This window comes from Kitasatospora sp. NPDC059812, from assembly GCF_042732075.1.
GTDB lineage: Bacteria > Actinomycetota > Actinomycetes > Streptomycetales > Streptomycetaceae > Kitasatospora.
In genome coordinates this window covers 112,373-129,274 of record NZ_JBHWIO010000002.1, presented here as the reverse complement: position 1 = coordinate 129,274, position 16,902 = coordinate 112,373, and the positions used below count along the sequence as shown (strand labels likewise).

General features: G+C 64.9%; 19 protein-coding genes. All 19 read right to left on the bottom strand.

The features are described from left to right. Nucleotides 1–27: 27 nt before the first annotated feature. Nucleotides 28–744, bottom strand: a complete 717-nt coding sequence (locus ACFV6D_RS01695) for a hypothetical protein (RefSeq protein WP_380557620.1) — start codon at nucleotides 742–744, stop codon at nucleotides 28–30. Between the two features lie 96 nt (nucleotides 745–840). After that, complete coding sequence (locus tag ACFV6D_RS01690) at nucleotides 841–1,671, bottom strand: hypothetical protein (protein ID WP_380557617.1); 831 nt, start codon at nucleotides 1,669–1,671, stop codon at nucleotides 841–843. A 222-nt stretch (nucleotides 1,672–1,893) separates the two neighbouring features. Further along, the gene (locus ACFV6D_RS01685) at nucleotides 1,894–3,753 is read right to left on the bottom strand and encodes a hypothetical protein (protein WP_380557614.1); all 1,860 of its coding nucleotides are present in this window, start codon (nucleotides 3,751–3,753) and stop codon (nucleotides 1,894–1,896) included. A gap of 155 nt (nucleotides 3,754–3,908) precedes the next feature. Beyond that, nucleotides 3,909–4,475 carry a hypothetical protein gene (locus ACFV6D_RS01680; protein ID WP_380557611.1) on the bottom strand — a complete coding sequence of 189 codons (567 nt, stop codon included), beginning with the start codon at nucleotides 4,473–4,475 and terminating at the stop codon, nucleotides 3,909–3,911. 51 nt (nucleotides 4,476–4,526) lie between these two features. Beyond that, a complete protein-coding gene (locus ACFV6D_RS01675) occupies nucleotides 4,527–4,748 on the bottom strand; it encodes a hypothetical protein (protein ID WP_380557608.1) in 222 nt (73 codons plus the stop codon). Nucleotides 4,749–4,847: 99 nt separating this feature from the next. Further along, nucleotides 4,848–5,681: a peptidoglycan-binding protein gene (locus ACFV6D_RS01670; protein ID WP_380557761.1), complete on the bottom strand. Its 834-nt coding sequence runs from the start codon at nucleotides 5,679–5,681 to the stop codon at nucleotides 4,848–4,850. A 19-nt stretch (nucleotides 5,682–5,700) separates the two neighbouring features. Then, nucleotides 5,701–5,919 (bottom strand): hypothetical protein, encoded by a 219-nt coding sequence (locus tag ACFV6D_RS01665; RefSeq protein ID WP_380557605.1) that lies wholly within the window; start codon nucleotides 5,917–5,919, stop codon nucleotides 5,701–5,703. Nucleotides 5,920–6,720: 801 nt separating this feature from the next. Then, entirely contained in the window at nucleotides 6,721–7,833 is a 1,113-nt protein-coding gene (locus ACFV6D_RS01660) for a hypothetical protein (RefSeq protein ID WP_380557603.1), read from the bottom strand. A gap of 9 nt (nucleotides 7,834–7,842) precedes the next feature. After that, the gene (locus ACFV6D_RS01655) at nucleotides 7,843–8,955 is read right to left on the bottom strand and encodes a hypothetical protein (protein ID WP_380557600.1); all 1,113 of its coding nucleotides are present in this window, start codon (nucleotides 8,953–8,955) and stop codon (nucleotides 7,843–7,845) included. A 9-nt stretch (nucleotides 8,956–8,964) separates the two neighbouring features. Beyond that, complete coding sequence (locus ACFV6D_RS01650; RefSeq protein WP_380557597.1) at nucleotides 8,965–9,825, bottom strand: phage distal tail protein; 861 nt, start codon at nucleotides 9,823–9,825, stop codon at nucleotides 8,965–8,967. Beyond that, complete coding sequence (locus ACFV6D_RS01645) at nucleotides 9,826–12,228, bottom strand: phage tail tape measure protein (protein WP_380557594.1); 2,403 nt, start codon at nucleotides 12,226–12,228, stop codon at nucleotides 9,826–9,828. 384 nt (nucleotides 12,229–12,612) lie between these two features. Further along, the gene (locus tag ACFV6D_RS01640; RefSeq protein WP_380557591.1) at nucleotides 12,613–12,924 is read right to left on the bottom strand and encodes a hypothetical protein; all 312 of its coding nucleotides are present in this window, start codon (nucleotides 12,922–12,924) and stop codon (nucleotides 12,613–12,615) included. An 84-nt stretch (nucleotides 12,925–13,008) separates the two neighbouring features. Then, nucleotides 13,009–13,578 (bottom strand): hypothetical protein, encoded by a 570-nt coding sequence (locus ACFV6D_RS01635; RefSeq protein WP_380557588.1) that lies wholly within the window; start codon nucleotides 13,576–13,578, stop codon nucleotides 13,009–13,011. A gap of 18 nt (nucleotides 13,579–13,596) precedes the next feature. Continuing rightward, the gene (locus ACFV6D_RS01630) at nucleotides 13,597–14,001 is read right to left on the bottom strand and encodes a hypothetical protein (RefSeq protein ID WP_380557586.1); all 405 of its coding nucleotides are present in this window, start codon (nucleotides 13,999–14,001) and stop codon (nucleotides 13,597–13,599) included. Further along, nucleotides 13,994–14,254 (bottom strand): hypothetical protein, encoded by a 261-nt coding sequence (locus ACFV6D_RS01625; protein WP_380557583.1) that lies wholly within the window; start codon nucleotides 14,252–14,254, stop codon nucleotides 13,994–13,996. Before ACFV6D_RS01625 ends, ACFV6D_RS01630 begins: the two co-directional genes overlap by 8 nt. After that, nucleotides 14,254–14,598, bottom strand: a complete 345-nt coding sequence (locus ACFV6D_RS01620; RefSeq protein ID WP_380557580.1) for a hypothetical protein — start codon at nucleotides 14,596–14,598, stop codon at nucleotides 14,254–14,256. Before ACFV6D_RS01620 ends, ACFV6D_RS01625 begins: the two co-directional genes overlap by 1 nt. Next, on the bottom strand, nucleotides 14,595–15,131 hold the full coding sequence (locus ACFV6D_RS01615) for a hypothetical protein (RefSeq protein ID WP_380557577.1): 537 nt from the start codon (nucleotides 15,129–15,131) through the stop codon (nucleotides 14,595–14,597). Before ACFV6D_RS01615 ends, ACFV6D_RS01620 begins: the two co-directional genes overlap by 4 nt. A gap of 183 nt (nucleotides 15,132–15,314) precedes the next feature. Next, nucleotides 15,315–16,256: a major capsid protein gene (locus ACFV6D_RS01610; protein WP_380557574.1), complete on the bottom strand. Its 942-nt coding sequence runs from the start codon at nucleotides 16,254–16,256 to the stop codon at nucleotides 15,315–15,317. 109 nt (nucleotides 16,257–16,365) lie between these two features. Continuing rightward, entirely contained in the window at nucleotides 16,366–16,893 is a 528-nt protein-coding gene (locus tag ACFV6D_RS01605; RefSeq protein WP_380557571.1) for a hypothetical protein, read from the bottom strand. Nucleotides 16,894–16,902: the final 9 nt, after the last annotated feature.

Genomic DNA, 16,902 nt, shown 5'->3' with positions numbered 1-16,902 from the left:
AGCCCCGAAGGACTCCGCCCGGTGACCTCACGACTCGTCGTCGTACGGGTCGTCAGCGATAGCCGCGCTGTACGCCTTGAGAACCTTGATGACGGGCTTCCGAAAGGCGACAGCCTGACCCGAAGAAGTCGTGAACTCGACTAGCTCCAGGCTCAGGCTGCACAGCGCCTCACCCCCGACGGCGTCAAGGGCGTCGTCGATCTCGTGGAGCACCTTGACCAGCTCCCACGACGTTGAGGTGAGCTGGCCCTTACCGAGGTGGTAGTCCTCAGCGAGACGGAAGGTGATCCGGGTCTGCGGCGCCGGCCCCCGGCCCAACCGAGCCTGAGCCTTGCGGTCCGCCAGCAGAGGCGGACAGGTGCACGGGGTGCCGGCCTCCTCTTCCGGGCTCAAGTAGTTGACGCCGTCACACTCGTGGATCGGACCGCCAGTTCGGCCCCAAAGCACGAAGCGGCTGTCAATGTCCTTGACGCCATCAATGACGACCTTCACGGAATCGGACGTGGTCAGCACCTCAAGGAAGTCTTCCTTGCTGGTCTCCCACTCTTCCGGCGTACCGCCCATGAGCTGAGCAACAGCGGCGGCAACCTCCGGGTCGCCGGTAGTCACGCGCCAGCTCTCCAGCGCGACGGGCCGGTCATTGACAGAGCGGCCAGCCCGGAACCGGAACGCCATATCGTCGGCGAAGACCTGACGCGGCTTCGGCTTGGCCTCCGGGTCGGTGTCCCAGATCTGAGTACGCAAGTGCGCCCCCCTTGATTGTGAGGGCGGGTCACCATCGTCACGTGACGATGTCCCCGCCGTTGTTGTCTGCCGGTACTGGAGTGCCAGCGATTCCGGCTAGCAGGAGCGGCGCTGAGTGCCTGTCACAAGCTTCTTCGCACTGGACGCAATGGCGCTGCCGAGTACGGTCTTGCTGATGTCCCGGTCCCACTCGAAGACCCGGCGGAGCGTCAAGAAGATCTCGAACACTTCCCGGTCGATCCGGACGGGAATGAACTCCCAGCCCTCCGGGGTGATGTGGAGAACCGCCGCGCCGTCGAACTCCGGCATCGGCTCACGCGACCCATCCGGCGAGATGATCCAGTCGGCGTGCGCGTACGCGGCCATCTGCAAGGCGACTTCGGGGTACGTGCTAGCCGCCGTCTTCCAGTCGGTCATGATCAGGTGCGGCCGGCCGGCGGGGTCTAGCTTGCCGTCCTCGTCCAGGTGAAGACGAAGGATCGCGTCGAAACTTCCCGCGTAGCTGTGGGTGTCGCTCCAGGCCACGTCTTCGGCGCGGACGAGCTGAGGTCCGACGGCCTCAAGGAACTCCGCGAAGCCGCGCTTGTACGGCTCCATGTCGGGATGTACGCGCCCGACGACCTCACCGCGAATCATCCGCTCGAAGAGATCGTGAGCATCGGAGCCGATCTGTGAGCGGAGCTTGGTGTACCGAATGTGCGCGTTCTTGAGGTAGTCAACGGCGCCGGCTTCGTCCCGCTCAGCGATGCTGGAGACGGCGGCTAGGTTCTGCACGGCGGTCTCGGCGGTCAGCCGTGCAGCCCAGAACTTGAGAAACGGCTTCGGCAGCATCTCGATGACGCTCGTGACGCCGGGTACCTTCTCGGCGGTCTCGGCGTCCACGTAGAAGCGGCTGCCGGATCGCTTGATGGTGCGGACCTTCCCCATGCGCGTGCCCCCTTCGGGCTCGTGATCGTCTGTCACGAGGTAGGGAGCGCACGGGATTCACGAGTGATGAGTGACGGCCTGGACGAGCTGGCCGGTATCACTTAGGGGATCCCTAAGTGATATGTGAGTGGCCGTGAAAATCAACACTCATCACCTGGAAGAGGGCATGAAAAAACCCCCGGCTCCGCTGAGGGAACCGGGGGCTCGTGGTACTGCTGTGGACTACAGCGCGGCCCGTGCCTTCGCAAGGTCGCTGATCAGCTTGTCCAGGGCGTCACGCACCTTGTTCCGGTGCGCGTTGTTCATCTTCTTGCCACGGGAGGTGACCTGAGAGAAGTTCTTCCGGGCGCGCTCGATGCGCTCGAAGTCCTCTTGTTCTGGGGTCTTCGGTGCCCTGTCTCCGCCCAGCTCTTCGGCTTCGTCGGCGGACAGTTCGCCGGCCGTCACCCGTTCGGCAAGCTGCTTCTTCCGGGCACGGTCCAGGCGTCCACGCTCCGCGCGGGTGTGACGGGGCAGTCCCTTGCCGGGAAGCTGCTCAAAGTACTTCCAGACCGCCTCAGAGGCCGTGAGACCCTCGTTCTCCTCCGCCTCCGGGTCGAAGTGCTCCCGGATGACCTGGAAGCCGTCCGTCTCAAACTGTTCCGCGTTCTCCCCGTCCAGCGACTGGACGAACTCCGCCACTACGTCCACGTTGCGGTTCTGGTAGGCGGTGAGCATGGTCTTGTAGGCGTCTTCGTTGTCCGGGTTCTCCGGGTTAGCCGCAGCGAGAGAGCCCTTGATGACCTCCGCCATGGCATCCTTGCCAGCCTTCGAGTCCAGCCGCAGATCCACCGTGCCCCACTTGTTGCGGGACCCGAGTCGGACCTTGAGGCCGATCTCCGAAAGCACGCGCGCCCGATCGGCCACCTCTGCGGCGGCCTTGATGGACGCGCTGAAGACCTCAATGCCCTCTGCGATGAGCTTCCGGCCGTTGGGAATGTCGTCAATGCTGGTCGTCTCAGGACTCGCCGGCGTGGCAGGGGTAACCGGGACAATGGGTGCTGGCTTGATCTTCGTCTTCGCTGCCTCAGTGACAGCCTTCTTGAGCCTCGTCCGGTGCTTCACGGGGAGACGGTCGATCAGACGGCGCGCCTTCGCTGCCGCGTGAAGCGCCTTCGGCTCCCCCTCGTTCTCTTCGGTGGCGTTGGCGCGAAGGTCCGCGACCTTCTTCGTCAGCTCTCCCACCCAAACGAGAAGGCCAGCTTCCTTGAGCTTGAGGTCTTCGTCCGACTTGCTGTCTTCGATCAACTGCGCGATACGGGAGAATCCCTCTTCGTCCGGGTCTCCGAACTGATCGAACGTGATTCCTGCGATGCGACCCATTTCCTCAATGGCCGCCCGGTCGAAGCCGCCGTCGGTTTCCGTACCGTTCCACTGGCGGGTAATGGATTCGGTCCCGACGTGCAACTTCGTAGCCGCCGGACTCTCTTCCGTGGTCTCCGCCGGGGCCTCCGGGGTCTCCACCGACGCTTCCGTAGCCGCCGGGGTCTCCGTGGCCTCCGGGGTCTCCGTGGCCTCCGCCGTGGTCTCCGGGGTCTCCGCCGACGTTTCCGGGGTCTCCGCCGACGTTTCCGGGGTCTCCGTGGTTTCTACCGTGGTCTCCGTGTCCTTCTTCTTACGAGGGGGCATGTTCCCATCCTTCGCGCGAGATACCCATGCCGGCTCGTCGGATTCGACTGCCGGACCTTCCAGATTGCCGCGCACCATGACGCAATCTCCGCACGGCCGTCCCGACTCTGACGTAACGTCAGTGGCGAGCGAGGCGAGTTTACCGCAAAACGTAAGCCCAGTCTCAAGGTCGGCAATGATGTGATGAACCGATCCGGCACCGACGGTTGCCCACGGGATCGACCAGTGTTCAGCCCACTCCTCAACCGCCTCAAAGCTAGAGAAGGTCCGGATAGCTTTACCATCTCGCTTACCGTTCACCGTGAGATACCAGGCACACCCCTGCCCGTCGGGCTCCGGCCAAGGGCTCAGGTTGAACGCTCCCGCCGGCACGTCCACGGCGAGCCGGTTGCGCTTGAGTGGCGTAATGGTCATCGTGCTTCCTCCCCGAAGCTCCCCGGTCCTACCGGGCCCGTGGCGACGAAAGTACAGTTCCACTCCGACGCTCGCAAGCGACATCGTCACGTGACGATGGTCGTTCAGGCATGACGAAGCCCCCTACCGCCAAGCAGGCAGTAGGGGGCAAAACGTCATCTGACCAGTGCGTCAGCCTCCATGCGGAGGGCTTCGAGCGTGCTCAGGTTGAAGACCGTACGATCGGCAAAAATGTTGTCCTGGACGGTCTCACTCTCGTGCTCCGAAGCCCCGGGGGTGCTGCTGGCCATGCCGCCACGGATGACCCGTACGAGCCGGAAGCCGGCCCTGCGGAGCGCTTCGGCCTCGTTGGGGTAGCGCACATCCGACACGACCACCGGGAGCCCCCAGCGGTCCGCCGTTCGGACCTTCTCTGTGAGCATCCGGATCCAGAACTCAGGATCAACGTCCCGGAGGTTCTGCCCTAGGTGCTGGAGCAAGCGCCGGCTCTCCGGATGCTGATCCTTCGCGGCTTCCCAGCTCTTCGTATCGACCACCTCCGAGAGCCTGACAGCCCCCAGTCCGAAGCGATCCATGACGAGCGGGTCAATCCTCAGGAGCATGTCCTTGAGCGGGTCGGCGAAGGCAAGGCGCGTGTACTGGAATCGGCTCACGAGCCTCTCAGCGATCGTGTCCTTTCCGGCGCGCGCCTTGCCGATCAGCGCAATGTGCGGGTGTCCCACGAGGGCTCTCCTTATATAGGGGTGTCAGCCCTTCTGGAGAGCCCCCGATTCCTACTCCTCAACCGGGACAGAAACCTCTGCCGGCGCCGGGGTACCGGCCTCGTTGGTCTTCGCGTTCTCAACGCGCTGGACGGCCTCACCGGTACCGAGAACGGCAGCGGCTACCGCGAGGATCAGTGCGCCGGGAAGCTCCGGCACGTAGTGCGCCACGAGAGCCAGCACGGACACGAGCACGGCGTACAGACGGGCGGGATGGGTAGTGATGAACTTCAACGGTTCCTCCTATTTGGTTACTGTCCGTAGATGAACTGAGCAGCTGCACAGTCGGGCGATACTCGGTCATTCCGGGCGCCCGGGCGCTACGCTGCGTGATCAGGCATTGGGTACGTTGAGACGAGCCCACGAGGTAGTACCGGGCCAGCCGTCGGCGTCGCTGCCGGAAAAGCCCAGCTTTCGCTGCCACTTCGCGTAGGACTGCCGGTCGGCATCGGTCCACTGAGGACCCGGGCTGCTGGAGTACGCCGAGCAACCCTCAGCGACGAGACGCTGACCCATGGCCGTGACCAGCGCACTCCGAGGCTGACTCTTGAACCAGTCGGCCCCCGGAAACGGCGCCGAACCGTCGGACGGCTTCGATCCGCCGCCGTTGATCTGCTTCGCCCGACGAGCGATCTCCGGGAGCTGAGCGCGTACCGCGCTACCCGGGCACGAGGTGTGGCCACCCCACGCACTACCGCCCATGCCGTGCCAGCCGAGACCGCGCCCGTTCGGGTCGCTGGTGACCTGGAGCGGAACGCCGTAGGTCCGGGCAGCCCACGCCAGTACCTCAGCGCACCGGTTGATCTGGGCGTCAGTCAGGGCGTCGCCGCCGTTGCCCTCGTTCTCGACGGACAGCCACCGGCGGTTGCCGCCGGCCTGAGCCCACGCCCGGTCACCGGTGTCAACCCACTGGTAGAGCGCGCCACCCTTGCCGGTACCGAAGTGGCTCGAAGCCTGAGCCGATGGGTTGCGGAACCAACTGTCAGTGCCGGAAAGGCTGCCGTCCATGATGTGAACGACCACACCGTTAACACCCTCCTGACCGCCGGCGGTGTGGTTGTTCGGGATCGGGCGCCACTGCGCGCCATTGAAGCGAGCCATCTGTTTCCCCCTGATTTTGGGCATGAAGAAACCCCGCCCGGTGAGCCCGGACGGGACAGAGACCATCGTCACGTGACGATGGTGGTTAAGCCTTCCCGATGGCCTTAGCCACGGTGGCGGTAGCCGCTACTACGCCAGAGACGGCGGCGACGGGAAGTGCGTACTTCCAGCGCTCCAGGTCTCGAAGGCGGTTCTCGTGGTCTTCCAGCTCTTCGCGCACCGACTCCCCCTGTTGGGTCATGGTGCGCATTTCCTCGCGGAGGCCAACGACTTGATCGTAAATTTCCCGGGCGCCGATCGACACGACTCCCAACGCGTCAGGTGGGGTCTCCGGGCCCTGTGAGCGGGATTGGGGCATTCGGGTCTACCTCCTCACGCCGAATCGTGACGCTGGCGGAGACCGGGCGGAAGTCGACGCACCGACGAAGTAAAGCGACCACGGCAGTCTCAGCGGTCTTGCGGACCTGTTCGCCGGCTATCCGGTAGGCCTCCGGGGTCGGCGGACCCGGGTCCTGGCCCGTGGCGTACGCAACCACTGCCCGTACATCGTCCACGGGCAGCATGATGCTCATGTCGTAGGCGCCGGCATCTGCCACGCGCACCCCCTTTCTAGTAACCCGCCGGAGCGGTGACAATCGCCCACGTGCCCGCACTGGTGGCGGCTGGCGCCGCTGAACTGGAGACCCCGGAGGCCAGCCCCGGCGAGACCGACAACGCCGGCGCCCCGGTGCTCACCCGGGCTTGCAGTAGGACCCGACGCCACCCACCGGAGGCCGGAGGATCGGGAAGGCTGTGCAGCCACTCACACGTGACCCACTGACCGGCGCCGGGGTTGAGCGTGACCCTGCTCTGTGTTGCCCGTCCGCTGTCCACGTCGAAGAGACGGAACTCAACGGCGCCGACGCCGGAGACGCTTGCCCGGACATCGAGCTTGAGGACAGACCGGGTCAGCGGTCCGGTGCCAATCTGAGCAACAGCCTTGAAACTGGCGGTCGCTGACCAGCCCTCATATGGGCTCATGGCCAGTGGCACGTCACGCCCGGTCCTGAATCCGCGTTCCAAGGAGTCCAGGCGTCTCCGGAGGCTCGTCAACTCGCTTGCCAGGCTAGGCGATAGCAGGGCTGCCGACACTGGCGAACACCTCCCCGGGCGTAAGGGCAAGTTCGGTCTCCGTGCCCGTGTTCGCTACCTTGTGACGAATCTCCGTGACCTTGAACCTTCCGTCGTGGCCCGGCCATTCCCCCGCCCGGACGCGCACGGTGACCAGTTGGCCAACCTGGAGATCCCCGACAGCGGGAAAGGTTTGCGGGCGGAGCTGGACAGCAGGGATCACGATCGGGACGGAACCCTCAGAAATCATCTGCTGTGCGTACCCGGTGAGCGTGTCCGGTGCAGTTACGTCCACGCGGGACTGAACAGAGGTGAGGCGCGGGATTCGCCGGCTTGCGTCGGTCTCGTGGAGTAGGTCGTACCACGACGAGACGAGCTGATCGGCGCCGTCTCCGGCACCTGTGACAATGGCCTCCGTCGTCATGGCCGTTCCGTCTGAACTGACCCCCGGGACCGCGCAGTTGGCTCCGTGCTCCAGAACGAAGTCAGTTGAGTCACCCGTTGACAGGCCGAAGACGAATCGGTTGGCGATCCTGCCGGACTGCCAGAAGTGGTCAATGCGGAAGTCGAAACCGCCTCGGACTTGAGACAGCTCTTCGACCGCCTGACCTACGGCCTTCCACTCGTACCGCCAGTACGAGCGGTCTCGGACAATCCCGGAGAGGTAGGTCTCATCGAAGGTCAGCGCCTTCGGTCCACTGGAGCGCACGAGATCCCCCGTGCCGTCCCCGAAGTCCTTGATGAGATCCCGCGCTATGAGCGCTTGATCCCGTGCGAGGAACGTGCGGTCTTCGGAGATGAACCGGTGACGGTAGTACGTCCAGAGCCCTTGCAGGTTGAGCGTCATCGTCTCGGCAGACAGGTCTACGGCGTACGTCACCAGCGGTCCGCCCCAAAGGATTTGCTCCCCGGCCTGGACGTAGACGAGTACCCGCCACGGCTTGAGAGCCTGCCAAGGGAGACCACGGACAGCCGGCCCCGTGAGAGGGATCTTGACGGACCCTTCGCCCGGTGCGTTGAGGACCCGGGAGAAGTTCAACTCAAGGGCAGGAAGCTCCCCCCAGACATCCCCGCTGGTGAACTCCGCGAAGAGGATTCGATATTGCATGATCCTCCATCACTCCGCCGGCATGATGACCATCTGGGAGTAGCTCTGCCACTCATCGAAGTAGCAGAACCCCAGCTGGGCATGCAACGCGTGCCAGACCTTGAGCGGGCGGTTCTTCGGGATCAGCACATGCACGGCGCCCGCATGAGGGGAAAGCCCGCTGTTCGTGTGCTCGTACATCCGGAGACTTTCCCAGTAAAGCGTGGTGTCGCTGAACGTCCAAATGGAATGCCAGCCCTCACGATCCGCCGGACCACCCACCCGGATCTGATAGTTGAGGATGCCGATTCGGTCGTACGGTGCCGCTGCCCCGTCGAACCTCAGGACCACACCGGACATGTTGGTGTCGGGGCCGTCCACTCCCCACCACCCGGACGAACCGCGCCCGGTCTGACCCATCATGACCGCCCGGTTGACGATGGGCTTAGCATCGGTCGCGCCCTTGTAGTAAAGGCGGTCTTCGTCTGTCGAGTAGATGAGCCCGCCGCGTGCCTGAGCGGAGGCCACAGAGGCAACCGACTGACCGGGAGCCGTCCTCAGCGGACTAAGAGCCGTCGGATCTCCCTGCCCTGTCGTAGAGAAGCGGAGGTCTTCCACGTCGGCGGCCTGGAGACTTGTCGCCCCCTTTCGGACCTTGACCCGGGCCAGCACAAGGAAGCTCTCGAAGGTGACCGCCGGGGTGCCTCCACCATCCACGCCCCGAACAACGTCGATGGTCCAGCCAGCCGACATGAGGCCCGGAGCGAAGCCAGCTAGCGGGACTTCAACGTACGGGCTCACGTCGTTGTCGTCAGTGACCCGGGCAACGATCAGGTCGTACCGGTCCGCCGTTGCGGAGGACGTACCAAGGTTGAACACCACGCCGGGAGATGGAAGGTCCACGTAGTGAGCCTGTCGGTTGTCCCGGACGCCGGCCTTCGTCAGCGGAACCCAAGCCCGCCCACCAGCTACAGCAACCCGGGCGGAAGACCCTGCTACCGCCGTCACCTTGAGGCCGTCGCCGTCCGTCCCCGGGATGACTCCGACGTTGGAGCCTCGTAGGTCAGAGAGCGCCGTCCGGAAGTCGGCGGCGTCGTACTCCCCCTTGTGCGCGTACAGCGGCGCTCGAATGCCACCCGCCATGAGTCCCCCCTAAAGCCATGCGGAGCGCCAACGCGCCTCCGCGAAGCGGTTCTTGTTGCCTTGTAGGTCGTCAAACTCCAGCCCGTTGCCGCCGGGCCTCAGCGGGAACCACGTGGAGTCTGAGGAGAGAGCGCCGTAGCGCGATGCACCGTTGAGAGTCACCGATCGGGCCCCCGTGTCGACCACCAGCACTTCACTCGTGGGCACGGCAAGTTGAACAGTCAGCCGCTCACCGGTCCGCCGGTTGAGGATGCTCGGATTGGTCACAGGCCCGGTGATCGTGAAGATGGGCCATGTTGGGGTGTTGCCAGCAACGGCCAGCTCCGCCGGCTGCGCGGCGAAGAGAACTCCGGCCCTCATGAACCCGAACGGGAACCTCAGGGGGAAGACGGGCACCGACCCGCGTGGTGCCGTCGGTAGTAGCTTGGCCGTGGTCTCCGTGTCCTCGTAGAGAAGCGGGTCAGCGGCGAACAGTTCCACGTCGAACGAGGCAGCCCCGTGGGCATAGCTGGAGCCAACGGGGATGGACCGCTTCCTGACCCGGGCCATCGTCCGGCCCCGGTCGCCGGCGACTCCGGGCACGGAGAACCGAAGCGGCTTGTCTCCGGTGGCCGGCTGAAAAGCCGCCAGCAGGTCCGCCAGCGTGCCGGGGCTGTCCAGCACGGTGAGCGTCAGGTGTATGACCCTGCCGCCCAGATAGTCCGTGCCGGGGGAAACCCCGTGCCGCTGCAACAGTGTTTGATCAGCGGTCCGCACGTCCGGCGCGTCCAGGAGACCGGTCACGTCCTGGATGATGACGGGGGACGAGCCGCCCAACATGACGCCGCCGTACTCCAGTGTCCAGGGCTCTCCGGTGTAGAGATTCGCCAACTACCTTCCCCCCGTCCGGAGTTCCCAAGCGAGCGCCTTGCCGATCTCGTAAGGGCTGGCGTCTGTGTGTGCGTTGACAGTGATGGACGAGCCAGAGGCGGAGGCCGGCAGCATCGGGGCCGGAAGAACCGGACGCGGAAGAGTGAGCTGAGGGATCGTCACCAGGGTGCGGAGCCGGGCGGTCAGCTCGGGTTCGGCCTCGTCAACGCCCTCAGCGATACCGGCAGGAATCCAGCGTCCGACCCGATCCGCCATGACGCGAGACGGGCTCTTGATGCCCAACGCGTCAGCGATCGGCCCGGGAATCACGTTTTTCGCCCAGCCGAGCAGCTTGTCTTTCAGCCAGCCGCCCATGCCGGAGATGCCGTCCCAGATGCCGCGCGCCAGGTCCTTCCCCTTCTCCACGAGCAGGTTCTTGAAGTCGCCGGCGGCCTCCGAGACCTTGCCGGGGAGCCCCTTGCACCAATCGATAAACTCACCGAACTTGTCCTTCGCTGTCGACGCGAAGTCACCGACACTGCGGCCAGCTTCGAGCAACTTCTTACCGACGGAACCGACCCAACCGACTAGGTCTCCTAGCCAGCCGATCGCAGTGCCGATGGACGAGAACAGCCCGGAGAGGATCGGACCAGCAAGGCGGACGATCACGGGGATGACCGCACCGAGAATGTCAGCCGCCAGCCGGCCTAGCCAGCTCAGCACGGATGAGACGACCTCAACCACCGGGCGCGCCTTCTCGACAAACTCCGAGAGCTTCCCGCCGATCATCTGGACTGCCGGAACTACGTGATCCTGCACGAAGCTTGACAGCGCCTCAAAGATGGGCTTCAAGTTCTCAGAGATGGACTGGTAGACCCGCATGAGCGCCGGCCAGACGACCTCAGCCAGGATCGAAGCCAGCCCGGAGACGACCGGAACCACAGCGCCGACCACCGCGCTAGCGAACGACGTCACGGACGGGACAACGTAGTTGGCGAATATGTCCCACAAATTCCGGGCCACAAGTCCTGCCCGCTCCAGGACGCCGGCGAAGCCGGACGACGTAACATCGGACCCGCCCGCCATGAACGCGGCCCCGAAAGCGCGCACTCCCCCGGCCGCTTCGTCCAGGACTCCCCGGACCTTTGACGCCACGTCGATGACGCGGTTGGCCCACGGGAGATCCACGGCAGCGCCAGCACCGGTCAGCGCTCCGAAGAACAGCTTCGCCGTGTCCGTCGCGGCCTGGAAGGGCGGCCCGAGAACGGTCCCGACCACGGAGCCCGCCCGCTCCAGAGCGGGGATGACCTTGCCTCCAAGGAAGTCGGTCACCCCAACCTCAAACGACCGTTTGAAGCCTTCGATCTTTGTCTTCGCGTTGTCGTGGAGCGCCGTGCCCATTTTCTCTGCGGCTCCGGCGGTATCCCCCAGTGCGGACACCGCAGTTCGGGTGTCCATGGCCAGCAGCGCGCCGCCAAGATCCTCAGCCTTCGTACCAAAAAGTCCGACGGCTGCCGCCGATCGGTCGGCAGGGTCTTTGATGCCCTTGATACCGTCCAGTACCTGTTGGAGACCTTCCTTCGCCCCAGCACCACCAGCGGCAATCTTCTTCGTCATGGCCTCCGCGTTGAGGCCGATAGCCTCGTACGCCTCGGTGCTGGCCTTCGACCCGTCCGTTGACCGGATCTGAAATTCCTTCAAGGCGTCAGCCATGGTGTCCGTGTCACGAGCACCGGCGGCCATACCCTGAGCCATGAGCCCCATAGCGTCGGCACCCGACAAGCCCAGATCACGAAACTTCGTGCTGTACTCATTCATCGTGTCTGAGAGGTCGTCAGCGCGCGGACCCATCCGTTGCATGGCAACGGTCATCAGGTCCATGGCCTCTGTACCGTCCTTGGCGAGACCGGTCTTGAGCATCTGACCCGTGGCGTTCGCAGTCTGCCCAAGGTCCAACTCGAAGGTCTTCGAGAGGTCGGCTACCTTGCCTGTGATGCTCTGGATCTGCGCGTTGGTCGCGTCGGGCGGCAGAATGCCGGAACGCATCACGGACGAGATCGCTTGAGCGCCCTCTTCCACGCTGTCAGAAATGCCGCTGGCGTAGAGTTGGCCGGCGGCCTTGCCGTAGCGGGAAGCGGTCTCCGGGGTGGTGCCTAGGCTGGCCTGGAGCTTGCCGTTGATCTCCCCCTGATCAAGGACGTTCATGAAGCCCTTGGCCAGCACGCCGGCGGCTAGCGCGCCAACGGCAATGAGCCCGCCCTTGAGGAAGCCGCCCATCTTCCCCGTAAAGCCTTCTCCGGCATCCTGACCGCCGGCCTCTCCGGCCTTCTGAGCCGGGCCCGTGATGTGGCCCTGGAGCTGATCAGCGAACCCCGCAACTTCGGGCACGATACTGACGTATCCCATGCCGACTTCAATGGCCATCTTCACCCCCCGGTGCTGGCTGGAACTGCGCTAGGTAGCGCGCGACTTCGCGTGGATCGCGTTTCGTCCCACCAATCCGGTTCGGTCTCACTCCCGGTCGGGCAATGGGCTCCGGACGCTTGGATGGAGAACGGGCGCCAGCGTTACCGCGTTGCCAGTTCGCCTCATTGAGCCTGTCGTGAACAGCCGCGAGAAGCTGCGTCTCCAGCGTCCAGCCGGCGTCATCACCGGCCAATGCGCGGCCTAGTGCGGAGTCCGGCGGGAGATGGGTCACGAGGGCACGCAGACGGCGCCACGTCAGCACGGAGCCGGACCGGAAGAGGTCTCGGACATCCAGCCCGTAGAAGCGTTGAAGGTCGGCTTCGATAGCCTCCCCGTGCTCCGTCAGGAGTCCGAAGAGGCCGGCGATTCCCCCAGCGGAATGCCCTCGTGCGCCTGCCAGCGCTTGAACAGCTCACCGACAGCGCCCAGCGGAATGGGGAGCGCGTCGAAGTCCGGCCACTGATCGGCCAGCCCCTCACGGAGAAGCGTCAGCACGTCGTCAGCCGAAGGCGTCTCCAGGTTCACGGCAGCGAGGATGCCCTTGTCCAGGTCTCCGGCCGCCGGAAGCGAGAAGTCCACCCCACCAACCCGAAAGGCGAAGGGCGAGCGCCGGGCCTCGTTGGCCCACGCATCTAGGTCAAACAGTTCAGCCATGCGGTCCCCCTGATTTTGGGCATGAGAAAACCCCACCCGATGAGCCCGGACGGGGCGGCGGCCATCGTCACGTGACGATGGTGGTTACGGGGCGGGCGGGGTTGAACCGCTCCACGCAGGGTCATCGCTGTACTTGTACGCAACAGTGCCGTCGGCACTCGGGTACGCGGTGATGGTCAGCTCGTAGGCAATGGCCTCCGCGTTCTTGTAGGCAATATCGCCTACCTCGGTAACCTCGCCGTCCGGCACGACGATGCGGAGGTGACTGTTTCCGTCCACCACATCGAAGCCAAACATGCGCCTGTCGCTACCGGGCGCCTTGATGGCGAGCACCGACTTGCCGGAGGTTGTAATGATCTTCGAGCCCTTGTGATACAGCTCAAGAACGCTCTTGCTGGTCTCAATGCAAGTGAACTTGAAGCTCATCTCACTGCCGCTGATGACCTTTCGAACCGTCTGGCCGTGCTGCCACGCCTTGATTTCGGACGTGTCGGCGGAGTTGCTTTCGGTGATCCCGTCGTCCGAGATCCATCCCAGATCCACGGCGCCAACCGGCCATGTCGACGTGGCGTCAGTAGGTGCGGTAGTACCCTTCGGAGCCGCGTAGGCAGCGCCGGTAAGCGCCACCCGGACGGCATCGGCGTTGAGCGCCATGTGTCCCCCTGTAAGTGATTAGAGAACCCGTCCGCGCATGTGCGCCTCAACAGCGAAGGCGAAACGGGGAGTTGAGGTCAGATCGTCCGGCAGCCACATTGGGCCGCTCACCTCGTTGACCTGATAGACGGTCACGCCGTCGCGCACGCCCGGGAGATCGTCCAGTAGCGCACGGGACACGGCGGCAAGGTCGTGTGCGTCGGCCTCCGACGGAGCCCAGCAATGAACATCAAGCCGGGCCCGGTCCGATACCGGCGTGGCCTTGAGTCCTCCGATGCGCTCGACTCGGACGAAGGCCGGCGGACGGTTGGTCGGGATGCGGGAAACTACCGGGACGGCCTTGCTCCGGGCTGCCAGTGCTGCACGGAGGTACGAGACCACGACGGCTACAGCGTCCGGCATGACGACCACCGGCTTACTCATGCGCACCGTTCAGCCCCCGGAGAAGGTCAGTCCGTGAGCCAGCAAGGCCGCCAGAGGTGGGGAAGTCATAGTTTCCGATGACTGCCGACCGCCAACGACGACGGCCAAGCGCTGAGTCGACCTTGAAGAGCCCTTCGCCCGATCCGGCGACCTCAGCGATGCTCTGGGCAACGCGCCTGACCTCCGCGCCGACCTCCGGAGTCTTCATCAGGCTGTTGATACCGGCCTTGTTGGCCCGGAACTTACGAGCCATCAGCCGATCACCTCCACAAGTCGCGCTTCGGCGTGGTGCAGCCGGCCCCGAACGGTCCAGCGGGACACGAGCCCGTCTGTCTCCAGTAGCCGGCCGTCATACTCCACGTGGTCACCCGGAACTAGGTCCAGGTCGGTTCCCCGGCGGGTCGTGACACGCCAGCCGGTGACCACGGACGGCCGGTCGCCGTCAGCCTCGGTAGAACTGTCGGGCTGGACGGAGAGCCCGCACACGGTACGGCGAACCGCCCGACTCCAGTCCCGTTCGGAGGTTTCGTTGCCGTAGCGATCCACGAGGAACGGAGCCCTGACGACGACGACGGACTGAGAGAAGAGAACACTCATGCCGTGTCCACCACGGCCACGCGTCGGCGGTACCGGGCGAGAAGGTCCCGATCGGCAGGCGACAGCGACGCCCCGATGGTCTCCGCCGCATAGGTCACGGACACGCCTCCGGCTGTCTCCTGTCGGAGGTCAGAAGGGTTGTTGAGGACCCGAGAGGCAGCCGTCAGAACGACGGCCCGCACGTCCCCGGGAACCTCGGTATACCCGTGCTCGTACACGACCTCAACAAGGCTCGTTGCGGCCGGAACGTGCAACCGATCCCGGAAGAGGCGCCAGCCGCCCGGGTCCAGGACGGCGGAGGCGGACCACACAGAGATGACCCGGACCACCGGACGCTGAGGCAGCGTCACAACTCCGTCGCGTGGCTGGAGTTCGACCGTGGTAGTTCGTCGGGTGAAGTGCTGCCGGGCCTCCGCCCGCACGATCGCTGAGACCGTGTCCAGGACAAGCGAAGCGGAGGCCGGAAGCTCGTCAGGGGTGAGCTGCATCCAAGCGGCCAGTTCGCCGGCCGTCGCCAGCGCGGGGAGCGCCATGCCAACCCCCTTGTCTAGGTTACTGATTGGGCGCCGCACTCCAGGCAGCGAACGACGGTCCGGATCTCCCCGTCCGGGGTGAGAACCGCGAAGGTCTCCGTCCGGTTCGGGGAGCATCCGTCGTCGTGCGGCAGGGAGGGAGCGGCGGTTGCTCGCTTGCGCGGCGGCATGCCAGTCCCCCGATCAGCCGTTCTTCACGCCGGTCAGACGGGCCGCAGCCTTACCGCCGAACAGAGCAAGGCCCGTGTAAAACTCAATGAACGTCCGGTACACGGGCTGAGTCGGGAGAAGCCCCAGATCCTCAGTGTGAACGCCACCGTTGGTGAGGCCGGTCACGGCCCGGTCGTCCTCCGAAGCACCAAACTTCACCGCGTACACGTCGCTGGTGATGGTGGTGGTACCGGCCAGCGGAATGATGTCCGCGCCGGCGGCAGTCTGGCCAGCGTCCAGAAGCGGGATACCGTTCCAGGTAAGGACGCGCTTGCCGGTCAGATCCTCTCGGACGGACTCAACACCGCCGAGACGACGACCAGCACTCCGGATCTTCGCCATGAGAGCGCGGTTGGTGTACAGCGCGCCATTCTGGCCATTGAGGCCCGGAACCTGAGCAACCAGGTTGTCCAGCATGTCAAAGAACGCGTGAGCGTCGCTGGCACCGTTGCCGACAATCGGCGCGTCACCCGCGCTGATCACCTGAGCGCCGACGAGCCGCTTCTTGAGGCCGTCGAACCCCTTCGGGTCAACGGCCGTGTCGCCGTTGAAGAACGAGTCCTGGAACTTGTAGCTTGCGGCCTTGACCTTCGCGCGGGTCTGGATCGCGCGCTGATCGTTCAGGTTGCCCCGGGTCTGGACAATAAAACGGTCGACGTCCGCGTAACCACCGAGGATGACCAGAGACTCAGACTTCTGGTTCACGGTGCCCGTGCTCTCGGCGTAACCCTCGTTCACCGATCGAAACGCGACGCCCGGGAGCGTCGCCTCTTCGTTGTACGCGTAGCTGTTGCCGTTGATCGTGAGGAACGGAATCCGGTCCAGGACCGAACTCTCCTGAACGAAGGTCTCGATGACTCCGGCCTGGAGATCGGTCGTGGACAGCTTCGCGGCCTCAGGAAGGGTGAGCGCCAATGTAACCCCCGAAAGGTCTTGCCCCGCCCGGTGGTTGTCGCCGGACGGGGCAAATGGGGGAGACCATCGTCACGTGACGATGTCCTCCGGTTTCGGGGGTACTGGAGAGCTACGGATTCCCGAAGGCGTTCCGCAGACGCTCAAGAGGCGTGGACGGCTCCGGCTTTGCGGTCTTGCGCTGGCCGGCGCCCACGTCTCCCCATGCCGAATCACCCTTCGGGGCAAGGTAGGGCTTGGCGGTCAGAAGCTCTTCAAGGGCAGTCTTGATGGCAACCGGGTCCGGCTCACCCTTCTCCGGGGTGAGCTTGGCAAGGTCGAGAAGCGCCAAAGCGTCCGCCGGATCGGCCAGTCGGCCGGAGGCAGCGGCACGGACTTCCGCCCGAACGAGCTGGCCAACGAACTCCGAACGGACCTCAGCCCGGATCTCGTCCAGGTCGGCGCCCTTCGTTGCGGCGTTGGAGCGGCGGAGCCGGGCATTCTCCGCCTTGAGGTCGGTGACTTCCTTCTCGACGGCCGTACGGGCTTCCTGCTCTGCCTTGAGTGCATCGGCGGTCTCGTCCGGCTTCTCCTCCGGGGTCTCCGCCGGCTTCTCGTCCGGGGTCGGGGCGGTGGTTGTCGGGTCGGTCTCCGGGTCCATATCTCTTCT

Excerpts from the sequence above, each read along its gene's own strand:
- ACFV6D_RS01660 (WP_380557603.1), bottom strand. The coding sequence starts at position 7,833 with ATGCAATATCGAATCCTCTTCGCGGAGTTCACCAGCGGGGATGTCTGG.
- ACFV6D_RS01640 (WP_380557591.1), bottom strand. The coding sequence starts at position 12,924 with ATGGCTGAACTGTTTGACCTAGATGCGTGGGCCAACGAGGCCCGGCGC.
- ACFV6D_RS01685 (WP_380557614.1), bottom strand. The coding sequence starts at position 3,753 with ATGACCATTACGCCACTCAAGCGCAACCGGCTCGCCGTGGACGTGCCG.
- ACFV6D_RS01615 (WP_380557577.1), bottom strand. The coding sequence starts at position 15,131 with ATGGCGCTCCCCGCGCTGGCGACGGCCGGCGAACTGGCCGCTTGGATG.
- ACFV6D_RS01605 (WP_380557571.1), bottom strand. The coding sequence starts at position 16,893 with ATGGACCCGGAGACCGACCCGACAACCACCGCCCCGACCCCGGACGAG.
- ACFV6D_RS01635 (WP_380557588.1), bottom strand. The coding sequence starts at position 13,578 with ATGGCGCTCAACGCCGATGCCGTCCGGGTGGCGCTTACCGGCGCTGCC.
- ACFV6D_RS01630 (WP_380557586.1), bottom strand. The coding sequence starts at position 14,001 with ATGAGTAAGCCGGTGGTCGTCATGCCGGACGCTGTAGCCGTCGTGGTC.
- ACFV6D_RS01625 (WP_380557583.1), bottom strand. The coding sequence starts at position 14,254 with ATGGCTCGTAAGTTCCGGGCCAACAAGGCCGGTATCAACAGCCTGATG.
- ACFV6D_RS01670 (WP_380557761.1), bottom strand. The coding sequence starts at position 5,681 with ATGGTCTCTGTCCCGTCCGGGCTCACCGGGCGGGGTTTCTTCATGCCC.
- ACFV6D_RS01655 (WP_380557600.1), bottom strand. The coding sequence starts at position 8,955 with ATGGCGGGTGGCATTCGAGCGCCGCTGTACGCGCACAAGGGGGAGTAC.
- ACFV6D_RS01645 (WP_380557594.1), bottom strand. The coding sequence starts at position 12,228 with ATGGCCATTGAAGTCGGCATGGGATACGTCAGTATCGTGCCCGAAGTT.
- ACFV6D_RS01690 (WP_380557617.1), bottom strand. The coding sequence starts at position 1,671 with ATGGGGAAGGTCCGCACCATCAAGCGATCCGGCAGCCGCTTCTACGTG.
- ACFV6D_RS01620 (WP_380557580.1), bottom strand. The coding sequence starts at position 14,598 with ATGAGTGTTCTCTTCTCTCAGTCCGTCGTCGTCGTCAGGGCTCCGTTC.